The sequence below is a fragment of the Desulfocicer vacuolatum DSM 3385 genome, from assembly GCF_900176365.1.
Classification (GTDB): Bacteria; Desulfobacterota; Desulfobacteria; order Desulfobacterales; family Desulfobacteraceae; genus Desulfocicer; species Desulfocicer vacuolatum.
Genome location: NZ_FWXY01000001.1, coordinates 91,250 through 110,791, shown reverse-complemented (window position 1 = coordinate 110,791; position 19,542 = coordinate 91,250). Strand labels below are relative to the sequence as shown.

Sequence of the window (19,542 nt, the reverse complement as noted above, 5' to 3'; positions counted from 1 at the left end):
CAGAGCTTATTCTGACCTCGGTCTGCCTGTGCTGTTTGTGTAACAATGCAAAAAGGCACCTGGGTGAAAATCCCAGGTGCCTTTTATATTCCTTGGGGTGGTTTGGGACAAAGAATGTCCATAACCACCTTGGTCTGCTCTTTTATATTTTAGGCAAACGCTTTTTCAAGGTTGGGAACCACTTGTTTTTTACGGCTCATGACGCCGTCAAGCCATGCTTTGCCAGCTTCGGGTTTAACACCAAAAGCTTTATCAATGACAGATTCATCATCGGACACGATGAGCACTTCAGACCCTTCTTTCATGATGTCTGTGAGAAGGAGAAAAATGGAGTGATGTCCACCTTCAGCCTTAAGGGCGGCAATGTCAGCGGCAAGATCTGCTTTTACACCGTCAAGGATGGAAAGATCAACCACTTCCAGCTGGCCGATGCCCACTTTGTTGCCACTCATGTCAAAGTCTTTGTAATCCCGCAGAACCAGTTCCCTTGCAGGGGTTCCGTCAACGGCGGATTTAACCTTGAACATATCCATGCCAAGCTCCAGTGTGTCAGCCACGCCGGCAATTTTTGCAAGATCTTCACATGCTGCCTTGTCCTGGTCTGTGCAGGTGGCGGATTTGAAAATAACGGTGTCACTGATAATGGCGCACAGCATGAGGCCTGCCATCTCTTTGGTGATCTCCACATTAAAAAAGTTGTACATGGATTTGATCACGGTGCAGGTGCAACCCACAGGCCATATCCAGCATTCCAGGGGCTGACCCGTTGTCACATCACCCAGTTTGTGATGGTCAACAATACCCAGAATATTGGCATCAGCCAGATCATCAGGACTCTGGGCCAGGTCAGAGTGATCCACCAGATAAACATCTTTTCCTGCATATGAGGTGACCACTTCAGGGGCGGCAACGCCAAATTTCTCAAGTACGAATTTGCTTTCAGGGGTCAGCTCGCCCTGCATGGCAGGTGCGGTATCTTCACCAAGGGCTTTTTTAAGATTTGCCAGTGTGATGGCTGCACATACAGAGTCCGTATCGGGGTTTTTGTGACCAAAGACAAGCGTTGACATAAATCCTCCTCGTTTAAATTGTACGTATATAATAAATTATGGTGCTACTTCTGATGATTAATTGATCCAATAATCATCCATAATGAATTTTTTTATGGGAAATCCAGTCCAATAGGTTGATTTGACTGCCAGTCTGAATTTCAGAAAAGTGCATGGTTTCTTATAGGGCGAATTGAAAAGATACACAAGGAAAAATTTTGAAATTTCATCCTCCGGGGCATGGAGGTCGTTTTTTAAAGCCATTTGCCATATTTGTTATGTCAGTCATCCTTGCCCATCGGGGGCGGCATCATACCATATTTCAATATTCGTTGTGTCCGTCAATGTATGTTGTTTTTCAGGCAGTCTGGGATTACAGGGATTTGACAAGGGCCAGCATATCCCTTACAGCGGTTTCCATTCCCGTGAGGGTGGCCCGGGCCACGATGCTGTGCCCAATGCTGAACTCATCTATGATAGCATGCCCCTTAAATGCCTTGATGGTGTTGTAGCACAATCCATGACCGGCATTGACCTCCAGTTTTAATTTATGACCCATGGCAGCCCCATCCACAATTCTTGAAAATTCAAATGCTTTTTCCTGCTCTGTTTTGGCATCACAAAAGGCACCGGTGTGTATTTCTATCATGTCGGCATCAATTTTGTGGGCCATTTTAATCTGTTCAAGATCGGGATCAATGAAAATACACACGGCCATGCCGGCATTTTTCAAGGTGGCGATGCTTTGTTCAATGGCGCTGTGGTGGGTGAGAAGATCCAGACCGCCTTCGGTGGTGAGTTCTTCTCTTTTTTCCGGCACCAGGGTAATTATTTCAGGCTTTACCTCCAGGGCAATGCCGATCATTTCCGTTGTGGCAGCCATTTCCAGAATTAATTTGCTTTGAACCACCTGCCTTAATATTCTCACGTCCCGTTCCTGGATGTGACGTCGATCTTCACGCAGATGCACAACAATGCCGTCGGCCCCGGCTGTTTCTGCAGCAACGGCTGCGGCCACCGGTTCCGGGTAGTTGATTCCTCTTGCCTGTCTCAGGGTGGCAATGTGATCCACATTCACCGCAAGTTTTGCCATGTTTCCTCCTGGTTAAAATATTTCAAGATCCGGGTTGGGTTCAATCAACCGAATCAGTTCAAGGCTTTTTTCTTCCATGTGCCGGGCTTTATCTTCCCCTTGTTCGTGGTCATAGCCCACAAGATGCAATATGCCGTGTACCATGAGCTGGCTGATGCGTTCGTCCAGGGAAATGGAGGCTGTTTCTGCCTCCTTTGCCGCTGTTTCCATGGAGATGACAATGTCCCCCAGAAGTGGGGGAGCATGGTTTTCTCCGGCGGCGGTGCCGGGGGCGGAAGGGATATCTTCCGGATCAAGCATGGGAAAGGCCAGCACATTGGTGGGACGATCCATGTTTCGATAGATCCGGTTCATTTTTTTTATTTCTTCATTGTCCGTGATCACAATGGACAGTTCATGATCCTCATATGCCAAGGCGCTTAAGATTTTGTTGGCTTTTTGGCTTATGCTGTCCTTTGGTATCTTTGTCTGATTTGCCTGAATCAGAATCTGTATGTTCTTTTTTTCCATTGCTCTCTTTTTTTGCTTCCTGGGGTTTGTCGGTGTACTCAATGCGATGGTGGTACAGACCGGTGAGAATTTTATTAAAACTGCCGGCAATGTGATGAAGGTCCTTTAAGGTCAATTCGCACTCTTCCAGTTGACCGTCGGCAAAGATGGCATTGATGAGATCCTGTACCCTGCCCTGGATACGTGCCGAAGTGGGGCGTTCCAGGGTCCTCAATGCTGCTTCCACCACGTCGGCCAGCATGACAATGCCTGCCTCCCGGGTCTGGGGCTTGGGGCCGGGATATCGAAAATCACTGGTTTTGACAGCATCTTCTCCGTGAAGTTTAACACTTTTGTTATAAAAATACCGAATGAGGCTGGTGCCGTGGTGCTGTCGTATGGTGTCCACAATATCGCTGCCAAGCTTGTATTCCTTGGCAAAGGCCACCCCTTTTTTTACATGCTGGATGAGAACCAGGGCAGACATGGACGGGGAGAGTTTGTCATGCCGATTTTTTCCGTCGGTTTGATTTTCAATGAAATAAAGGGGTTTATCAAGTTTTCCAATGTCGTGGTAATAGGCACATATTTTAGCTTTTAAGGTGCTGGCACCAATGGCAGAGGCCGCAGCCTCGGCAAGGCTTGACACGATGATGCTGTGGTTGTAAGTTCCGGGGGCCTCCATCATGAGACGCCTCATCAGGGGTTGATCCAGGTTGGACAGCTCCAGCATCTTTATCTCTGTGGTAAATCCAAAGAGCATTTCCATCACCGGGGTTAATCCCGCCGTGATCACCCCTGCAATGAACCCACCGCATGCCGCCAGGATGACATCTTTTAAAACGGGTGAAATCTGGAGGATGGTGGCGGCGTATAGATACATGAAAAAAGCCAGTGATCCGTTGAAAAGAGCCAGCTTAAAGCCTGCGGAAATAAAGGTTTTTCGTTCCCTACACTCCTTTATCCAGAAGGCACCAGCCATGCTGCTTAAAAAGAAAAACAAAAACACATCCATGCGGCTTGAAATGATGATGGATACCAGAATGGAAAGCAGCAAAGAAAAATAAAGGGCCGCATGAAATCCCAGAAACATGCATACGGTCATGGCACCGGCCCCCAATGGCAGGAGCATGAAAACCGAGGCGCCTTCCATGGTCACCGGCAGGGCCAGATCCATTTTCCCGGCAATGGGTATTCCCAGCTTGGCAATGATCATGAAGATCAAAAGCAGGGATGTCATAAAAATAATGTTGCGGTTGTGGTGTTTCTCAAGACTTTCATGGTCTTTCAGTGAGGTAATATATATGGTGAGGATGGATAGAAAAATTAAAAGACCGGAGCCGATGCGGGCCGTGAAAATGTTTTTTCCATGGCTTTGCTGTTCCAGGGTTTTGAGTTTCACCATTTTTAATTCATCCACCCGCTCCCCTTCCCGGAGGATCATTTCACCCTTTTTAATCTGATAAAGGACCGGCTTTACTTTGGACTGTGCCTCTTTAATGCGTTGCTCGGTTTCGTTTCTGTTCATGGTGATGTTGGGCAGCAGCAGGCGCTGGCAAATATCCACAATGAGATTGCTAAGGGCGTAATTGATGCCCTTGAGAAGGGGGTCCCCAACGATTCTCACCATGGCCTTGGCCTGGTCCGGACCATAAAATGCCTTTAGATTTGTCACCAGACGTTCCTGGGAAGAGTCAATGGTTTTCAGAAGAATACCCTTGTCTTCTTCTTTTAGAAGAAGCTCTTTGTTGGCCACCACCCCGTTGTCCAGAATTTGTTTCAGAATGGTCAGGGTGAGCTGGGGGATTTCCCGGGAGAATTGATTTTTATGGAGAATGGTATAGGCCCCTTTGCTCATGGGAATGCCAAGGGCTTCTTCAAATTCTTCCCGGGCGGCCATGACCATGGCAAGGGTGGGGGGGGCTTCCTGGTTATTGGGGTTGAACAGGTCCCGGGGAATACTGAAGGATTGTTCTATGCGCTGGGAAATGCGTTGGTAAAGCCCGGGATCGTAGTCATAGACAAAGGGGATGGTCCGCACGGTGGTCAGCTGGTTCTGGCGGGTTGCTTCTTGATCTTCAATGAAAAAATCTCTGGGTGCTTTGATGTCCCTTTCTGCCACATCTCCCTGGTGATAGGTGGCTGTGACATCGTTCTTGTAAGGGGTGAGAACCAGTGTGAAAATCAGGGTAAGGGCGATTAACAATACCCAGAGTACGCTGGGGCTGGTACCAATAAAAATCGATACGGCGTGGAATTTGCTGTCAGATTTCATGGAATACCTTATTGTTTTTCATAGGCGTCTATTATTTTTGACACCAGTTGGTGCCGCACCACATCCGCTTTGGTGAAAAAAATAAATTTAAGACCTTTTATGCCATGGAGCAATGCCTTTGCCTCCACAAGGCCGGAAGGTTTTCCCGATGGAAGATCGATCTGGGTAATATCTCCGGTGATGACAGCCTGGGAGCTGAATCCCATGCGGGTTAAAAACATTTTCATCTGCTGGGAGGTGGTATTTTGTGCTTCATCAAGGATAATAAACGCATTGTTAAGGGTTCTGCCGCGCATGAAGGCCAGGGGGGCAATTTCAATGGTGCCCCGGTCAATCATTTCCCTTGCCTTTTCAAAGGAGAGCATGTCATAGAGCGCATCATAAAGGGGCCGCAGATAGGGATTTATTTTTTCGGCAAGATCTCCGGGAAGAAATCCCAGTGCTTCACCGGCTTCCACTGCAGGCCTTGATAAAATGATGCGATTGACCTCTCCCCGGGAGAGGGCCGCCACGGCCATGGCAACGGCAAGATAGGTTTTACCCGTACCGGCAGGGCCGATGGCAAAAACAACATCGTTGTCTTTCACCGCCTTATGATATTGCTGCTGGTTTTTGTTTCTGGGGGTGATGGGTTTTTTTTTCACGGTGGTGAAGATGGTGTCAAGGAACATCTCTTTAATTCGGCAGGAAGGATCCTGGGTGATGGCCTTGATGGTGGCTTCAATGTCCGCCGGTTGCAGGGAAAATTTTGTTTGAAGCAGTTCATAGAGCTGGTTCAATATGGTTTCTGCCACGGCAATGCGCAGGGTGTCTCCCCGGAGGGTCAGGGTGTTGCCCCTGGCATCAATTTTAATCCCGGCACCGTCTGCCACCCGGGCCAGATTATCGTTGTGCTGCCCAAACAGTTCCTGGGCCAAGGATATGTTGTCAAATGTAAGCTGTTTCATGGCCCATAGAGTGCACTCTCTTGGCTAAAAGGTCAATAAAAAATCTTGACGTTGCAGAGTGCCTCCTGATAATTAAGTGCCAGCTGAAAATAAACGGATTTTTAGAGTTCACGGTGAATTTTCAATCCCTGCACCGAAAAAATACCATGGTTGGCTTTGCCGGGGCAGTTATGGCGGCGCAAGGCGGCCCGGATAAAATGGTGAAAATATGAATTCCTTTGATATTATTGTGGCGGTCATTGTCGGTATCGGCCTTGTGCGTGGAGGCTTTCGTGGATTTGTCAAAGAGGTGGCCTCCATTGTGGGGGTGGTGGCCGGATTTTACGGCGCCTCTGTTTATTATGCCGCAGCAGGGGATCTGTTAATGCCCTGGATTGATGCGGCAACCCATCGTGAACTTCTGGGTTTTTTTATCATTTTCATGTTAATTGTGCTGGGGGTGGGGCTTGGGGCCACGCTGTTGCGTTATTTTATGAAAATTGCATTGCTGGGGTGGGTGGATCGCTTCTGCGGCATGGTTTTTGGTGCAACCAAGGGCATCCTGGTGTGTGTGGTTATTTTCATCCTTGCCACCACCTTTGTGCCCGGTCAGGGAAAATGGATCTCCAGCTCCCGGTTTGCGCCGTACCTGGGTGAAATTTCCCAGTGGGCGTCTCTTTTTGTGGACAATGATATAAAAAGCCAATTCCAGAAAAAAATAAAAAGGATCAAAGCACTTTGGGAAAAACAGAAGATGGATGTCAAAACAAAGGCATAGATGAGCTGACGCAGATTATCAGAACCCTGCGCGGGAAAGACGGCTGCCCCTGGGACCGGAAACAGACCCCGGAAAGCATGTGGAAATGTCTCATTGAAGAGGTGTATGAACTTCTGGAGGCCATTGAAGAGGGTGATGAAGACGGGGTGTGTGAAGAGACCGGAGATGTATTATTCCAGCTCCTTTTCATTGCTGAACTTTATCGTGAAAAAGGAAGCTTTGATATATCCCAGAGCATGGCAGCCATTGCGGCAAAGATGGTGCGCCGTCACCCCCATGTCTATGCCAGGGCCACCCTTGAAAATGAAAAACAGTTGTGGGAGCGCTGGGAACAGATCAAGGGAGAAGAGAAAAAAAATGCCGGTAAAGCGGCTGCTGCATCTGTGCTTGATGCCATTCCATCGGGTATGCCCCCATTGCTCCGGGCCTCCAAGGTTTCAGAAAAAGCAGTGCGGGCAGGTTTTGACTGGTCCGGCATGGATGAAGTGCTGGAAAAGGTCCAGGAGGAGCTCTCCGAATTCCGGGAGGCATTGGCCACCGGGAACCGGGATGACATTGCAACGGAATTTGGCGATGTGATGTTCACCCTGACCAATGTGGCACGCCTGGCAAAAATTCATCCGGAAACGGCCCTGGCCCGATCCACGGATAAGTTTGAAAAACGATATCGGAAAATGGAAAATGAGCTTGCCTGCCGGGGACTTGCACTGAAAGATATCCCCCGTGGGGAGCTTGAACTTTTATGGGATAAGGTGAAAAATAACATATGATTGCAATAGTGGATTATGGTGCAGGAAACTTGACAAGTGTTGCCCGGGCCGTATCGTTTTTGTCCTATGACTGTGTCATCACCGATGATCCGGCGCAGATCACCGGGGCAGAGCGGGTGATTTTTCCGGGGGTGGGCGCTGCAGGATCTGCCATGGAAACCATGCGGGAAAGGGGTCTTGATGATGCCTTGAAGCAGGTGTTTAAAGCCGGTATCCCCATGCTTGGGATCTGTGTGGGCTGTCAGATTATCATGGACAGCAGCCAGGAAAATGATGCCGCCTGTCTTGGCATGATCCCGGGCAGTGCAAAGGCCTTTTCAGACACCATGCCCTCGGAGCATGGGGACGGCTTTCTCAAGGTGCCGCACATGGGATGGAACGGCCTTGATGTGGTCCGGTCCCATCCCCTTTTTGAGGGTGTGAAAAAAACAGATGAATTTTATTTTGTTCATTCTTATTACCCTGTGCCCCGGAGTGGGGATGACGTGTTTGGAACCACGGATTACGGTATCAAATTTGCGTCAGCCGTGGGAAAGCACAATCTGTTTGCCACACAGTTTCATCTGGAAAAAAGTGGTAAACCCGGACTTTTAATTTTGGAAAATTTTTGCAGGTGGGCACCATGTTAAGTAAACGAATTATTCCCTGCCTGGATGTGCGGGAGGGCAAGACAACCAAGGGTATTAAGTTTAAGAACAACGTTGAAATCGGTGACCCTGTGGAGATGGCAAAATTTTATTATGAAGCCGGTGCCGATGAACTGGTTTTTTATGATATTACGGCATCCCATGAAAAAAGGGATATCATGATTGATGTGGTGAGAAAGGTGGCCCAGACCATTTTTATCCCTTTTTCCGTGGGCGGGGGCATAAGAACCCTGGAGGATATGCGGGCCGTGCTTCTGGCCGGGGCTGAAAAGGTTAGTGTCAATTCCGCTGCCGTGAAAAATCCCGACATCATCTCCCAGGGGGCCCGGGCCTTTGGCAATCAATGCGTGGTCCTTGGCATGGATGTAAAGCATGTGGGGCAGAAGACAGGGATTCCATCGGGGTATGAGATCGTTATCAATGGCGGACGCACTTTCATGGGCATGGACGCCCTGGAATGGGCACAGAAAGGCCAGGCCCTGGGGGCCGGAGAAATTTGTCTCAACTCCATTGACGCCGATGGCACAAAGGATGGGTACGAAATGGCGTTGACACGCATGATTTCAGAAAATGTCAATATTCCCGTCATTGCATCGGGAGGGGCCGGAACCCCTGAGCATCTGGCAGATGTCCTCACCCGGGGCCGGGCCGATGCCGCCCTTATTGCTTCCATGGTTCATTTTGGAACCTATACCATTGAAGAGATAAAGGCCTTTTTATCCGGAAAAGACATAAAGGTCAGAAAGAGCTGAAAATTAAGGAACAGGTTTGATCCCATGGTCCCAAAAATATTTTCGGGACCATGCCGGTCGGTATTGAGGAGGTGTGTTTTAACTCTGTGAACCGCTGGATTATGAAAGTCTTTGGGGCCCGGCTGTTCATGCCCGGGGGGATTAAAATTTAGAACCAAATACCGTCCTTGTTTTCCATGGAGATGCTTTTTTGTATGCGGATATTGCCTTTTTCCAGGGATGTAAATGAAAAAAGGTGGTTTTTCCGGGAGGCGCTTTTTCGCAAAGGGCTTACCACGGAGATGGTGGGCCGGACATGGGTTTCCATGTACCGGCGGGGCCCCATGATGGTGATTTTGGAAACAATGCTTTCTTTTACCTTATTAATCACTGTCTCTTTTTTACTTTTTGCAATGACATTGAGTTGCAGTGGCAATGGTGTGGATATTTTACCTTGCTCTTTGCAACTGGATTGTTTTAATTTTCGACAGTAAAGCGTTAAAATATTTTGTATTTGGTAAGCAGGCACTGTCATGGGGCAAAATTCCTTGAATTTGAATAACCGCCACGGGCGGACCGTATTGTCATCCGGTTCCACCCACAACAAAGTTTGAAATACGTCCCCGATTTGACTTTTAATGCCGGTGGCCTGTACATGGCAAGCCCACCGGCAATAAGTCGTTTAATCGTCAAAGTCGCCTTCAGGTCCTTTGTCTGATTCGATTGACGCTGCTTTTTCCATGATTTTTTCCCGGGTCCACTGGGCCGGGTCTTCAATGCGCTCTCCCTGGGGACCGGGATCACAGGATTTCGCCCTGAGAATGTCCTCCAACACAAGCTCTGCCGTATCTCCGGCATTGAATACATTGGTCAGAAGATCATAAACAAATGTTTCAACTCCTTTTGCCATACGTTCCCGGATTTCCCGGGGCTGGGCCATGAGTTTGTTTTCAAAGGGAAGGTTCAGTTTCTTAAAATTCCCCCCTGTGAGATTGTTTTTTTGTGCAAAGGCCAGCATCTCTTCCCACACCTTCTGGGATGTCCCTTCCCCTCTTTTTTTGATGAATTGATTGTCATCGTCCAGGATGGCGTTGCCGTAATCATTGACTTCCACCCCCCAGGAAATCATCTGAAGGGCCGTTGCCACATTGGCTTTGGTTGTTCTGGTTTCCTTGGCAATGGCCTTGAGTTTTTCAGAGCTGTTTCCCGATGTGCCGTGTTGGGCACCGGATACGTTGTACGGTTTTAATGCGGTGTGGATTTCCCCGGTTAATGCCACGTCAATGCCGGACCCGCTGGCCTCAATGCCGTGGGTGGTGCCGTTGTTTAAAGCGATCCAGTTGGGAAAGATGTCATGGGCATTGAGTCCCTGGATGAGAAAAAGGGCTTCCTGGGCCGTGGAAAGACCCAGTTTTCCTTTTATTTCACCCACTTCTGTTTCAAGGCCTGCCCATGGGGGAATCAGGTGGGCCAGGGAGAGGTTGGCCATGAGGTTCTGGTCATCGGGCATGTGCGAGGCATCAATGGCAATGGAGGTGATGCCTGCATCAAAAAGGGTGGGAATTTCAATTTCAGCCTGTTCCATATCTGCCATGGATTTGATGCCAAAATGATCGGCATGGATGGCCACGGGGACGGTGATTTTTTTCTGGTTGCAGATGGCGTCCACCTGTCTGGCAATGTTCCAGAGGTTCACGGCACAATAGGCCCCGGTGCCGCCTTCGGATCGAGCAATTTCAATGATAATGGCGGCATTGGCCCTCTGGGCTGCCATGAGCGCCCCCTGGAGCACGAAAAAATTCCTGCCGTTGGCGGCAATGGTCATGGCACGGCCTTTGGCATTCATGGCACGATCAATGTATTTCCCACTGACAATCAGGGCTTGGGAATGGGGGAAAAGCTCTTTTATTGTGGGGGGTCTGCCCAGATCCAAGGCTGTTTTGAAATGGGGAGACGGGTGGGTAAGCACGGGCATATAACCTCCTTGTTGATTTAATTATGTTCTTTCTGTCTTGTTTCATGAAATGAGGAAAAAATCAAGCCATTCAGGATAAATGGAGCCACTGAAAGTTAACGCGCAATTTGAATGGCATGGGCCTTGGAGAGCATGGGAATGAAAAACGCAATTGCGGGTGCCGGAATTCTTCTCATGAATGAATGTTTGCTCAGTTGTAGATTTTTTTTAAACGAACTACTCGTTCTTGCTTGAAAACGTTGTTTGTCTAAAATATCAATTAAAAACAGTGTATTTGCAAAAATGAAAAGTGATTATTTTCTTGACAATGGGAAAAAGTATTTGATAGAAGTTATGAATATATATTCATTTTGTTGTGCACGTTGAAAAAGGACGAATTTATTTTGCCGAAAGAGAAATCTGAAAAATATTCAAGTATACTCCAGGGGGCCGGAGCTGTCTTTGCCCGCCTTGGGTTCTACAAGGCGACCATATCCCAGATTGCCCAGGAGGCGGGGGTTGCCGATGGAACCATTTATCTCTACTTTAAAAACAAGGATGACATTCTCTATCAGTACATTCAATTTAAGACCACCGCCTTCTTTGAAAAAATGCGAAGTGCAGTGGATGTGGCAGATGGAGCTGAACAAAAACTCAGAAATTTGATCCGTTGCCATTTGGAAGAGTTTCAGAACGACAGAAACATGGCTGTTATTTTTCAGTCCGAAGTGAGATACCTTCGCAATAATGCCCTGCAGGTGAAGGATATCTCAAAATTGTACCTTGATTTTTTAACGGAGATCATTGAATTGGGGCAAATGGAAGGACAGCTGCGCCAAGATCTTTTCATCGGCCTTGTGAAACGGTTTGTTCTGGGGGCAGTGGAGGGTATCATTGCCACCTGGGTGGCAGCTGAAAGAAAGTATGATCTTGTGGCCATGGCAGACCCTCTGGTGGATCTTTATCTCGGAGGAATACAGAAACGGTAAATGGAATGCAAGACCTAAATGATATTTTTTTGATAAATACCCTTTCTTCTTGATTTTTTTGCCCTTCTTGATTAGGAGTATGGTGCTATATATATTCCACGAGTGGACTATAGGGATCGCTGAATATTAATCATTAAATATAATGGAGTTTAAAACATGTCACCACTGATTGGACCTGCAAGCTTTAAGTTCTTTGGGGTTTTCCCCGCTGCAGTTTTTTCATTTGTGATACCTGTTGTGGGTGTTGCATTTTTTGCCTATATCATGGCCCGTCGACTGGCCCCCCTGGTAAAGGCGGCGCCGGACAATCGGCTCAATGATATCCCCAATCGCATTAAAAATCTGGCAGTGATCTGGCTTGCCCAGTACCGACAGCCACGGTATCGGGTGGCAGGTATCTGTCACATTGTTATTTTTGCAGGATTTTTAATTTTATCCATTCGCTCCACATCCCTTGTGATCATTGGTCTTTCCGACGGATTTGCGTTACCGGGTTTTGACGGTGCCCTGGGCAGCGTTTATAATTTTTTTAAAGATTATGCCGCCACTGCCGTGTTCATTGCCTGTATCGTGGCAGCCTACCGCCGCCTTGTGACCAAACCCAGTCGCTATGCCGTGCCGGAGAAATACGGCAAAGATCATACAGCAGAAGCTGTGTTTGTTCTTGCCATTATTTCCACTTTGATGATTTCTGAAAGTCTTTTTGAGGCCACCCAGGTGGCAGCAGAAGAGGCCGCTTCGGGTCATGGCGTTTTTTTGGCTCCCCTTTCCCTTGTGTGGATATTTAAAAAAATGGTTGCCGGTATGTCCCAGGGTACATTGCAGGCACTGCATATTTTGATGTACTACATCCATGATCTTACCTTTTTCTTCTTTTTATGCTTTTTGCCCATGGGCAAACATTTCCATGTCATCACCTCTGTTTTTAATGTTTTTTTCATGCGGGTTAAAAAAGGCAATATCAAGCCGGTTAAACACGGTATTTCCGAAGAGGAACTGGACGACCTGGAATCCTTTGGTGTGAAATACCTGGAGGACTTTACCTGGAAACACATGCTGGATTTCTACTCCTGTGCCGATTGTGGCCGATGTTCGGATCAGTGTCCTGCCAATGCCGTGGGACGTCCCCTTTCCCCGCGTTTTATCACCATAAAGGCAAGGGATCTCATATTTAAAAACTATCCCATGTCCGGGGAAATTTATAAAAGTAATCTTCTGGTGGAAGATATCTACACTGAGGATGAGATCTGGTCATGCACCACCTGCGGTGCCTGTGAAGAAGAATGTCCCCTGGGCATTGAATACATTGACAAGGTGGTGGATCTGCGCCGGGGCATGGTGGATGAGGGCATGGTGCCCCAGTCTTTGCAAAAACCCCTGAAAGCCCTGGAAAAAAGAGGCAATCCCTATGGTATGATGGAGAAAAAACGGGCAGACTGGACCAAAGAAAAAGAATTTGCTGCCCAGTGTGAAGTAAAAATTCTGGAAAAGGGTGCCACCGCAGATACCCTGTACTTTGTGGACAGTATCTCCTCCTATGATGATAACATCCAGGAAATATCCCGGCGTACTGCCAAGATTCTGGATCGGGCCGGAGTTGATTTCGGTATCCTTGGCAAGGCAGAAAAGGACAGTGCCAACGAGGTGATTCGCTTTGGTGAAGAAATGCTTTTTCAGGATCTCAAAGAGCAGAACACCGAAGCCATTCTGGAATCAGGGGTTAAAAATATTGTCACTGCAGATCCCCATGCTTACAATGCCCTGAAAAATGATTACCAGGGACTGCCCCCGGTGAAACATATCAGTCAGCTGATTACGGAAAAAATTAAATCAGGCTCTTTGACCCTGAAGCATGCCATTCATCCGGAAAAGGTATATGTTTACCATGATCCCTGCTACCTGGGTCGCCATAACGGTGTTTATGATGATCCCCGGGAGGCCCTGGATGCCATTGAAGGCCTCAAGCGGGTGGAGCTTGAAAAAAGCCGCGATCGTTCTTTTTGCTGCGGCGGTGGGGGCCTCATGCTGTTTTATGAACCGGAGGAAGAGGTTCGCATGGGTGTATTGCGGGTGAACATGGCAGCTGAGGCCGGTGCCAATGTTATTGTTACGGCCTGTCCTTTCTGTCTTGTGAATATTCAGGACGGTATTAAGGTGGCAGGCAAAGAAGGTGAAATTGAGGCAATGGATCTTACGCTTCTTATTGAGCAGCACCTGGCCTGAAAATAACGCATGGATTTGACTTTGTCCATTGCCATGGATGGAAACCGAACAGGTCTTGCAGCATTGTTTTTTTGTCCGGTAATCTGTCATTTGACGGCGGCAATGACAAAAATACAGCACTGCATGCCTGGCATCGCTTCCACCGGGCAAAGTCGATCTTTGCGATTTGAAAAAAACAATTTGGGTAAATTTGCATTTCTCCTCCAGCTGTGACCTTTTGGTTTTTTTATGGAAATCTTTTTGTCAAAAAGAGTCAATCCGGTTCAGTTCCGGGGGAAGCAATGCACGGACGTTTAATTTTATTTGGAGGTTGCAATGGAGATTTTGGTATGTGTCAAGCGAGTGCCCGATACTGCTGAGAATGAGTTTGAGCTCAACAGTGCCGGTAATGATCTTGATCGTGACGATCTGGTCTATTCCGTGAATGAATGGGATAATTATGCCGTTGAAGAAGCCATTCAAATTGTGGATAATGTTGGCGGTAACGTTACGGTTGTAACTGTCGGTGATGATGAGTCAGAAGAGGTTCTCCGCCGGGAGATGGCCATGGGTGCCAACAATGGTATTTTGCTCAGTGATGATGCATTTGAAGGTGCCGACGGAAAAGGAATTGCAACCATTCTTAAAGCTGAGGTGGAAAAGGGAAATTATGACCTGATTCTCACCGGTGCACAGGCTGATGAAGGTGCCGGTCAGGTGGGTGGCATGCTGGCCGCCATGCTGGATTATCCCTATGCATCCCTGGTAAATAAAGTGGAAGTGGATGGAGATGCTGCCATAAAGGTGGGCCGGGAGATCGAAGGGGGGAACCAGGAAATGAACGAACTGGATCTTCCCTGTGTGCTTTCCATTCAAACAGGTATTAATGAGCCCAGATATGTGGGTATCCGGGGTATCCGTAAAGTGGCCAAGCTGGAGATCCCTGTGAAGGGCGCTTCTGATCTGGGTCTGGATGCAGCCACTGTGGGTGATGCCGCAGCCAAGGTGAAACGGGTTGATTATTTTGTGCCGGATATGGGTGACGGTGCAGAAATGCTGGACGGCTCCACCGATGAGATTATTGCCCAGCTCATTGAAAGAATTAAAAGCAAGGGAGGGCTCGCATAATGGCTGAAATATTTGCATATATACCCCACAGTGCAGGCGTGGCAGAAGACATTGCCATGGAATACCCCGATGCTGCCAAAAAAATTGATGCCGCTGCTGCGGTTACAGCCGTTGTTACCGGTTCCGGCGCAGATCTGGACAAGGTGGTGGAGGCCATGACAGGTGTTTATTCATCTGTGATTAAAATTGACAATGAGGCCCTTGCCTATCCCAATGCAGAGGTGGTTAGAAAGGCCCTGGTGAGCGTGCTGCCTGCTGATGCCATTGTTTTACTTCCCCATAACACCTTTGGTATGGATCTTGGACCGGGGCTTTCCATTAAAATGGATGCCTCCTTTGTTGCCGATGTGGTGGACATTGATTCCTGTGACGGCACAACCCTTAAGGTGGTTCGCCAGGAACTGGGCGGTGCGGTGAGCACCCATGTCAGCTGTGATGTGGCAGCCGGTGCCGTGGTTACTGTGCGTGGCGGTTCCTTTGTTCCGGCGGAGGATGCTGCGGCAGGCGGTGCTGTGGTTGATAAATCCGCTGATGCCGGTGATCTGGCCTGTAAGCGTCGTTTTCTTGAAGTGGTGGAAGCCGAGGTCGGGGATGTGGATATTACCAAGTCTGATCTGCTGGTATCCATTGGCCGGGGTATTGAAGAAGAAGATAATATTGAAGTGGCCCAGGAACTGGCCGAAGCCATGGGCGCGGTTGTTTCCTGCTCCAGGCCCATTGTGGATGCCAAATGGTTGGAAAAATCCCGTCAGGTGGGGACCTCCGGCCAGACTGTCAAACCCAAGGTTTATCTGGCCATGGGTATCAGCGGCTCATTCCAGCACATGGGCGGCGTAAAGGGCAATCCTTATATTATTGCCATCAACAAAAATCCCAAGGCCCCCATTTTCCAGGTGGCAGATGTGGGTGTTGTGGCTGATATTCTGGAGTTTATGCCGGAATTTACAGAAGCTGTTTCCGGATAAACGCCATGGGCGGACCGTTTTGGGTCCGCCCTGACGCAATTGCCGGTATGGAACATTCATGGTCATGACCCTTTATGGGGTCATGGCCTTTTTTTATTCCTGGGGGATGATGAATTCTTCCATTTTTTCCATTAATGTTTCCGGCCATACCTCGGCATACAGAAACAATTCAACTTCTTCCGGGGTCATGTGGTCCCGCAGGTGGGGGGGGAGACTTTCCAGGGCCATGCGGCGCTGGGGATCTGCTTTTTTTTTGCCTTTCTTCCCCTTTTCTTTTTGATTCTCGGTTTTCATGGGGGTCTCCATGTGAAATTATGGTGTTGTGCCCAAACACACACCGGTGACGCTTTGCAACACGTTTTTAAAGCAGGTTGGTTTGCTTAAAAGATGGACCTACGGACTGGGTTGCCATGTTCCCGGGGTGTGTTTCGGATCATTATCTTGACGTTTCTATATGTTATATCCTGTCGGGTTGCAAGGTCAAAATCAGAGGTGGACTGTCAACGGGCTGGAGGTTGACACTGAAATGTGCATGTAGTACATCCACACTTTAACAGCCACGGGCAGATCGTATTCTGAAATTACTCAGTCATAACTGCGTTTGAAAGTCTCCGGGGTAACCTGGATTTTATCATAAAAATATTTAGGAGTCAGGCCGTGAAAATAATTATTGTCGGCGCAGGGGAGGTGGGCTATCACATTGCCAGTCGCCTTGCCTTTGAAAATAAGGATGTGGTGGTCATTGATAAATCAATGGAAGCCATTCGAAGGATCACCGAAAATCTCGATGTGCAGGGGATCACCGCATCGGGCAGTTCCCCTGAAACCCTGGAACAGGCCGGTATCCGCCAGGCTGAAATTCTTCTTGCCGTAACAGACAGCGATGAGGCCAATCTGGTGGCATGCCTCATGGCAGACATGCTTTCGCCTGCCACCCGAACCCTTGCCCGTATTCGTAATGCCCATTATGATAATTACCACGATGCCTTTAAAGCGGCACCGCCACACATTAACACGGTGATCAATCCTGAAATAGAGGTGGTGAAAACCATCCACCGGTTAATGAAAATTCCGGCAGCAGTGGACATGGGGGAACTGGTGGAGGGACGGGTGAAATTTGTGGGGCTGCGCCTGGACAAACATTCACCCATGGCCGGTGTGCGGCTCAAGGATTTTGCTTCCATGTTCGGACAGACCCGGCCCTTGATTGCAGCGGTGGTGAGACGTCAGGAACTGATCATTCCCCGGGGGGAACATCGCCTGGAAGTGGGGGATTTGGTCTATTTTATCTGTGAAAATGAGAGATTAAAAGAGACCGTGGCCCTGTTTGACACCACCACCATTCCTTTGCGTCGGGTGATGATTGTGGGGGGAGGACGCATTGGGGAACGACTGGCCACCCTTCTTGAGAAACAATCCATCCACACCAAAATCATTGAAGCTGACATGGATCGATGCCACGTGCTGTCCGAGGGAATGTCAAAGGCGGTGGTGCTCCATGGTGACGGTTCTGATCAGAACCTTTTGCTGGAAGAGAACGTGGGGGATGCCGATGTGGTGGTGGCCCTGACCAATGATGAGGAGACCAATATTCTGGTGTCTTTGCTGGCAAAAAATCTCGGGGCAAGAAGTACCATTACCAAGGTGAGTAAGTTCAGTTATATTCCTTTGATGTCCACCATTGGGCTGCAAAAAGTGGTGAGTCCGCGCTTGTCGGCCATCAGTTCCATTCTCCATGATGTAAGAAAGGGAAAGGTGCTTTCCGCCATCTCTGTGCTGGGTGAAGAGGCGGAGATGATTGAGGCCATGGCCCTTGAGACTTCGGCCGTCACCGGTCGTCCCTTGAAAAAAATATCCTTTCCCAAGGGGGCAATTCTGGTGTCCATTATCCGGGAAGATGCCATCATGATTCCATCGGGTGAAAGTGTTGTGGAACCCGGCGATCGAATCATTATTTTTGCAAGACGTCAGGTGGTTCATAAACTTGAAAAAATGTTGACAGTTAAATTGGAGTTTTTCTGATGCGGTGGCAATATATTGGAAATATCATCGGTATTCTGCTTGTGTTTCTGGGGGCGGTCATGGTGTTTCCCCTGGGGTGCAGTTTTATCTATAATGACGGAAGCCTCATGGCCATTTTATTGTCCATGGGTGCCACCTTTTGTGCCGGATGCGGACTTTTTTTTATATCCAGGCGGCCTGACATTGAGTACATTAACCCCCGGGAAGGCATTGCCATCGTCGCCCTTGGCTGGAGTGCCATCGGGTTGTTCGGCGCCTTGCCGTTTTATTTTGGGGATGCTGTCCCCTGTTTTACAGATGCGGTGTTTGAGTCGGTGTCCGGGTTTACCACCACAGGTTCGTCGGTGTTTAGCAATATAGAAGGTGTGTCTAAAAGTCTTCTTTTCTGGCGAAGTTTTATTCAATGGCTGGGGGGCATGGGAATTATTGTGCTATCCCTTGCCATACTGCCCTTTCTCGGGGTGGGGGGGATGCAGTTATTTAAGGCTGAGGTGCCAAGTCCTGTGCCGGATAAGCTCACCCCCCGGTTGAGTGAGTCTGCCAAGATATTGTGGTATGTATATGCCCTGATTTCTGTGCTGGAAGTGCTTTTTTTGATGGGAGGCGGCATGGGATTTTACGATGCCCTGTGCCATGCATTCACCACCATGCCCACCGGTGGGTTTTCCACTAAGAACGCATCTGTGGCACATTTTGACAATGCCTATTTCGATTTTGTGATTGTGTTGTTCATGGTGCTTGCCGGCATCAATTTTTCCCTGCATTATCAGCTCTTAAGGGGCCGGACCCTTATTTTCTGGCGGGATTCCGAGTGTCGTTTTTTTCTGATGATGTGCCTGGGGCTTACCCTGGTGGTCACCTTTGATCTTTACGGTACTGTTTATGACAGTGTCTCCACAGCCTTTCGCTATGCCTCCTTTCAGATCGTTTCCATTGTGACTACAACGGGGTATGCCACGGCAGATTATGAACTGTGGCCGGGGTTAAGCCAGGTGATCATTTTTATCTGCATGTTTGTGGGGGCTTCTGCAGGCTCCACCGGGGGGGGGATGAAATGTGCCCGTCTCATGGTGTGCATGAAATACTGTTACCGGGAGCTTTTTACCCTTATACATCCCCGGAGTGTGGCCCAGGTGAAAATCAATGATGCTGTGGTGCCGGATCATGTTCTTAAGAGCATCATGGGATTTCTGGGGATCTATCTTTTGCTGTTTGTGGTGTGTAGCGTGTTGCTGGCTGCCATGGGCATTGACATGCTCACCTCCCTTGGGGCTGTGGCATCATGCATAGGCAACATCGGTCCAGGCTTTGGTACCGTTGGACCGGTGGATAATTTTGCCCATATTCCCATGGCGGGGAAATGGCTTCTTTTGTGGTGTATGTTATTGGGAAGATTAGAGATTTATACAGTTATTATCCTGCTGGTACCTGAGTTTTGGAAAAAATAACACGCTTTAAAAAAACTTTTTTCAAAAAAAGAGTTGACAAGCCCGGCAGAAAAGTATAGTTTCGCCTTGTTTTTGG

At 48.4% G+C, this 19,542-nt stretch carries 19 protein-coding genes; 11 read left to right on the top strand and 8 right to left on the bottom strand.

The genetic code is table 11. The annotated features are described in order from the left end of the window. Positions 1-149: 149 nt before the first annotated feature. The 5 genes from B9A32_RS00615 to B9A32_RS00590 all read right to left on the bottom strand — a co-directional run bounded on the left by B9A32_RS00615 (position 150) and on the right by B9A32_RS00590 (position 5,853). Positions 150-1,070: a manganese-dependent inorganic pyrophosphatase gene (locus B9A32_RS00615; protein ID WP_084066438.1), complete on the bottom strand. Its 921-nt coding sequence runs from the start codon at positions 1,068-1,070 to the stop codon at positions 150-152. A 352-nt stretch (positions 1,071-1,422) separates the two neighbouring features. After that, complete coding sequence (locus B9A32_RS00605; RefSeq protein WP_084066436.1) at positions 1,423-2,142, bottom strand: pyridoxine 5'-phosphate synthase; 720 nt, start codon at positions 2,140-2,142, stop codon at positions 1,423-1,425. A gap of 12 nt (positions 2,143-2,154) precedes the next feature. Continuing rightward, entirely contained in the window at positions 2,155-2,652 is a 498-nt protein-coding gene (gene ybeY / locus B9A32_RS00600) for an rRNA maturation RNase YbeY (protein ID WP_084066435.1), read from the bottom strand. Continuing rightward, positions 2,546-4,906: an HD family phosphohydrolase gene (locus B9A32_RS00595; RefSeq protein ID WP_084066434.1), complete on the bottom strand. Its 2,361-nt coding sequence runs from the start codon at positions 4,904-4,906 to the stop codon at positions 2,546-2,548. Before B9A32_RS00595 ends, ybeY begins: the two co-directional genes overlap by 107 nt. A gap of 8 nt (positions 4,907-4,914) precedes the next feature. Continuing rightward, positions 4,915-5,853 carry a PhoH family protein gene (locus tag B9A32_RS00590; RefSeq protein WP_084066433.1) on the bottom strand — a complete coding sequence of 313 codons (939 nt, stop codon included), beginning with the start codon at positions 5,851-5,853 and terminating at the stop codon, positions 4,915-4,917. 208 nt (positions 5,854-6,061) lie between these two features. Between B9A32_RS00590 and B9A32_RS00580 the strand changes: the two genes are divergently transcribed. The 4 genes from B9A32_RS00580 to hisF are packed head-to-tail and all read left to right on the top strand — an operon-like array spanning position 6,062 to position 8,779. After that, entirely contained in the window at positions 6,062-6,610 is a 549-nt protein-coding gene (locus B9A32_RS00580; protein ID WP_084066431.1) for a CvpA family protein, read from the top strand. Beyond that, the gene (gene mazG, locus B9A32_RS00575) at positions 6,571-7,380 is read left to right on the top strand and encodes a nucleoside triphosphate pyrophosphohydrolase (RefSeq protein WP_084066430.1); all 810 of its coding nucleotides are present in this window, start codon (positions 6,571-6,573) and stop codon (positions 7,378-7,380) included. The genes B9A32_RS00580 and mazG overlap by 40 nt, the downstream gene beginning before the upstream one ends. Further along, on the top strand, positions 7,377-8,009 hold the full coding sequence (gene hisH / locus B9A32_RS00570; protein ID WP_084066429.1) for an imidazole glycerol phosphate synthase subunit HisH: 633 nt from the start codon (positions 7,377-7,379) through the stop codon (positions 8,007-8,009). Before mazG ends, hisH begins: the two co-directional genes overlap by 4 nt. After that, complete coding sequence (hisF, locus tag B9A32_RS00565; protein WP_084066428.1) at positions 8,003-8,779, top strand: imidazole glycerol phosphate synthase subunit HisF; 777 nt, start codon at positions 8,003-8,005, stop codon at positions 8,777-8,779. The genes hisH and hisF overlap by 7 nt, the downstream gene beginning before the upstream one ends. Positions 8,780-8,927: 148 nt before the next feature. Here hisF and B9A32_RS00560 read toward each other — a convergent pair whose 3' ends face one another. Together B9A32_RS00560 and B9A32_RS00555 are read right to left on the bottom strand one after the other, a co-directional pair. Beyond that, complete coding sequence (locus tag B9A32_RS00560) at positions 8,928-9,293, bottom strand: hypothetical protein (RefSeq protein WP_084066427.1); 366 nt, start codon at positions 9,291-9,293, stop codon at positions 8,928-8,930. Between the two features lie 147 nt (positions 9,294-9,440). After that, the gene (locus tag B9A32_RS00555) at positions 9,441-10,733 is read right to left on the bottom strand and encodes a class II fructose-bisphosphate aldolase (protein ID WP_084066426.1); all 1,293 of its coding nucleotides are present in this window, start codon (positions 10,731-10,733) and stop codon (positions 9,441-9,443) included. 383 nt (positions 10,734-11,116) lie between these two features. Here B9A32_RS00555 and B9A32_RS00550 point away from each other — a divergent pair, with 383 nt between their 5' ends. The 5 genes from B9A32_RS00550 (at position 11,117) to B9A32_RS00530 (ending at position 15,996) form a co-directional block, all read left to right on the top strand. Continuing rightward, positions 11,117-11,701 carry a TetR/AcrR family transcriptional regulator gene (locus B9A32_RS00550; RefSeq protein WP_084066425.1) on the top strand — a complete coding sequence of 195 codons (585 nt, stop codon included), beginning with the start codon at positions 11,117-11,119 and terminating at the stop codon, positions 11,699-11,701. Between the two features lie 156 nt (positions 11,702-11,857). Next, on the top strand, positions 11,858-13,924 hold the full coding sequence (locus B9A32_RS00545) for a (Fe-S)-binding protein (RefSeq protein WP_084066424.1): 2,067 nt from the start codon (positions 11,858-11,860) through the stop codon (positions 13,922-13,924). 9 nt (positions 13,925-13,933) lie between these two features. Continuing rightward, on the top strand, positions 13,934-14,137 hold the full coding sequence (locus B9A32_RS21470) for a hypothetical protein (protein WP_212637535.1): 204 nt from the start codon (positions 13,934-13,936) through the stop codon (positions 14,135-14,137). Between the two features lie 102 nt (positions 14,138-14,239). Beyond that, positions 14,240-15,031, top strand: coding sequence for an electron transfer flavoprotein subunit beta/FixA family protein (locus B9A32_RS00535; RefSeq protein WP_084066422.1), 792 nt, complete (start codon positions 14,240-14,242; stop codon positions 15,029-15,031). Continuing rightward, positions 15,031-15,996, top strand: a complete 966-nt coding sequence (locus tag B9A32_RS00530) for an electron transfer flavoprotein subunit alpha/FixB family protein (protein WP_084066421.1) — start codon at positions 15,031-15,033, stop codon at positions 15,994-15,996. The genes B9A32_RS00535 and B9A32_RS00530 overlap by 1 nt, the downstream gene beginning before the upstream one ends. A gap of 93 nt (positions 15,997-16,089) precedes the next feature. On the opposite strand, the gene B9A32_RS00525 is transcribed toward B9A32_RS00530, so the two are convergent. Next, a complete protein-coding gene (locus B9A32_RS00525) occupies positions 16,090-16,290 on the bottom strand; it encodes a hypothetical protein (RefSeq protein ID WP_084066420.1) in 201 nt (66 codons plus the stop codon). Positions 16,291-16,653: 363 nt separating this feature from the next. Here B9A32_RS00525 and trkA point away from each other — a divergent pair, with 363 nt between their 5' ends. Together trkA and B9A32_RS00515 are read left to right on the top strand one after the other, a co-directional pair. After that, entirely contained in the window at positions 16,654-18,018 is a 1,365-nt protein-coding gene (gene trkA / locus B9A32_RS00520) for a Trk system potassium transporter TrkA (protein ID WP_084066419.1), read from the top strand. Then, positions 18,018-19,466 carry a TrkH family potassium uptake protein gene (locus B9A32_RS00515; protein WP_084066418.1) on the top strand — a complete coding sequence of 483 codons (1,449 nt, stop codon included), beginning with the start codon at positions 18,018-18,020 and terminating at the stop codon, positions 19,464-19,466. Before trkA ends, B9A32_RS00515 begins: the two co-directional genes overlap by 1 nt. Positions 19,467-19,542: the final 76 nt, after the last annotated feature.

Coding starts and splice junctions, on each gene's coding strand:
- B9A32_RS00535 (WP_084066422.1), top strand. CDS start 14,240: ATGGAGATTTTGGTATGTGTCAAGCGAGTGCCCGATACTGCTGAGAAT.
- B9A32_RS00605 (WP_084066436.1), bottom strand. CDS start 2,142: ATGGCAAAACTTGCGGTGAATGTGGATCACATTGCCACCCTGAGACAG.
- B9A32_RS00515 (WP_084066418.1), top strand. CDS start 18,018: ATGCGGTGGCAATATATTGGAAATATCATCGGTATTCTGCTTGTGTTT.
- B9A32_RS00555 (WP_084066426.1), bottom strand. CDS start 10,733: ATGCCCGTGCTTACCCACCCGTCTCCCCATTTCAAAACAGCCTTGGAT.
- B9A32_RS00525 (WP_084066420.1), bottom strand. CDS start 16,290: ATGAAAACCGAGAATCAAAAAGAAAAGGGGAAGAAAGGCAAAAAAAAA.
- hisH (WP_084066429.1), top strand. CDS start 7,377: ATGATTGCAATAGTGGATTATGGTGCAGGAAACTTGACAAGTGTTGCC.
- ybeY (WP_084066435.1), bottom strand. CDS start 2,652: ATGGAAAAAAAGAACATACAGATTCTGATTCAGGCAAATCAGACAAAG.
- B9A32_RS00595 (WP_084066434.1), bottom strand. CDS start 4,906: ATGAAATCTGACAGCAAATTCCACGCCGTATCGATTTTTATTGGTACC.
- hisF (WP_084066428.1), top strand. CDS start 8,003: ATGTTAAGTAAACGAATTATTCCCTGCCTGGATGTGCGGGAGGGCAAG.
- B9A32_RS00560 (WP_084066427.1), bottom strand. CDS start 9,293: ATGACAGTGCCTGCTTACCAAATACAAAATATTTTAACGCTTTACTGT.
- B9A32_RS00545 (WP_084066424.1), top strand. CDS start 11,858: ATGTCACCACTGATTGGACCTGCAAGCTTTAAGTTCTTTGGGGTTTTC.
- B9A32_RS00530 (WP_084066421.1), top strand. CDS start 15,031: ATGGCTGAAATATTTGCATATATACCCCACAGTGCAGGCGTGGCAGAA.
- B9A32_RS21470 (WP_212637535.1), top strand. CDS start 13,934: ATGGATTTGACTTTGTCCATTGCCATGGATGGAAACCGAACAGGTCTT.
- B9A32_RS00580 (WP_084066431.1), top strand. CDS start 6,062: ATGAATTCCTTTGATATTATTGTGGCGGTCATTGTCGGTATCGGCCTT.
- B9A32_RS00615 (WP_084066438.1), bottom strand. CDS start 1,070: ATGTCAACGCTTGTCTTTGGTCACAAAAACCCCGATACGGACTCTGTA.
- B9A32_RS00590 (WP_084066433.1), bottom strand. CDS start 5,853: ATGAAACAGCTTACATTTGACAACATATCCTTGGCCCAGGAACTGTTT.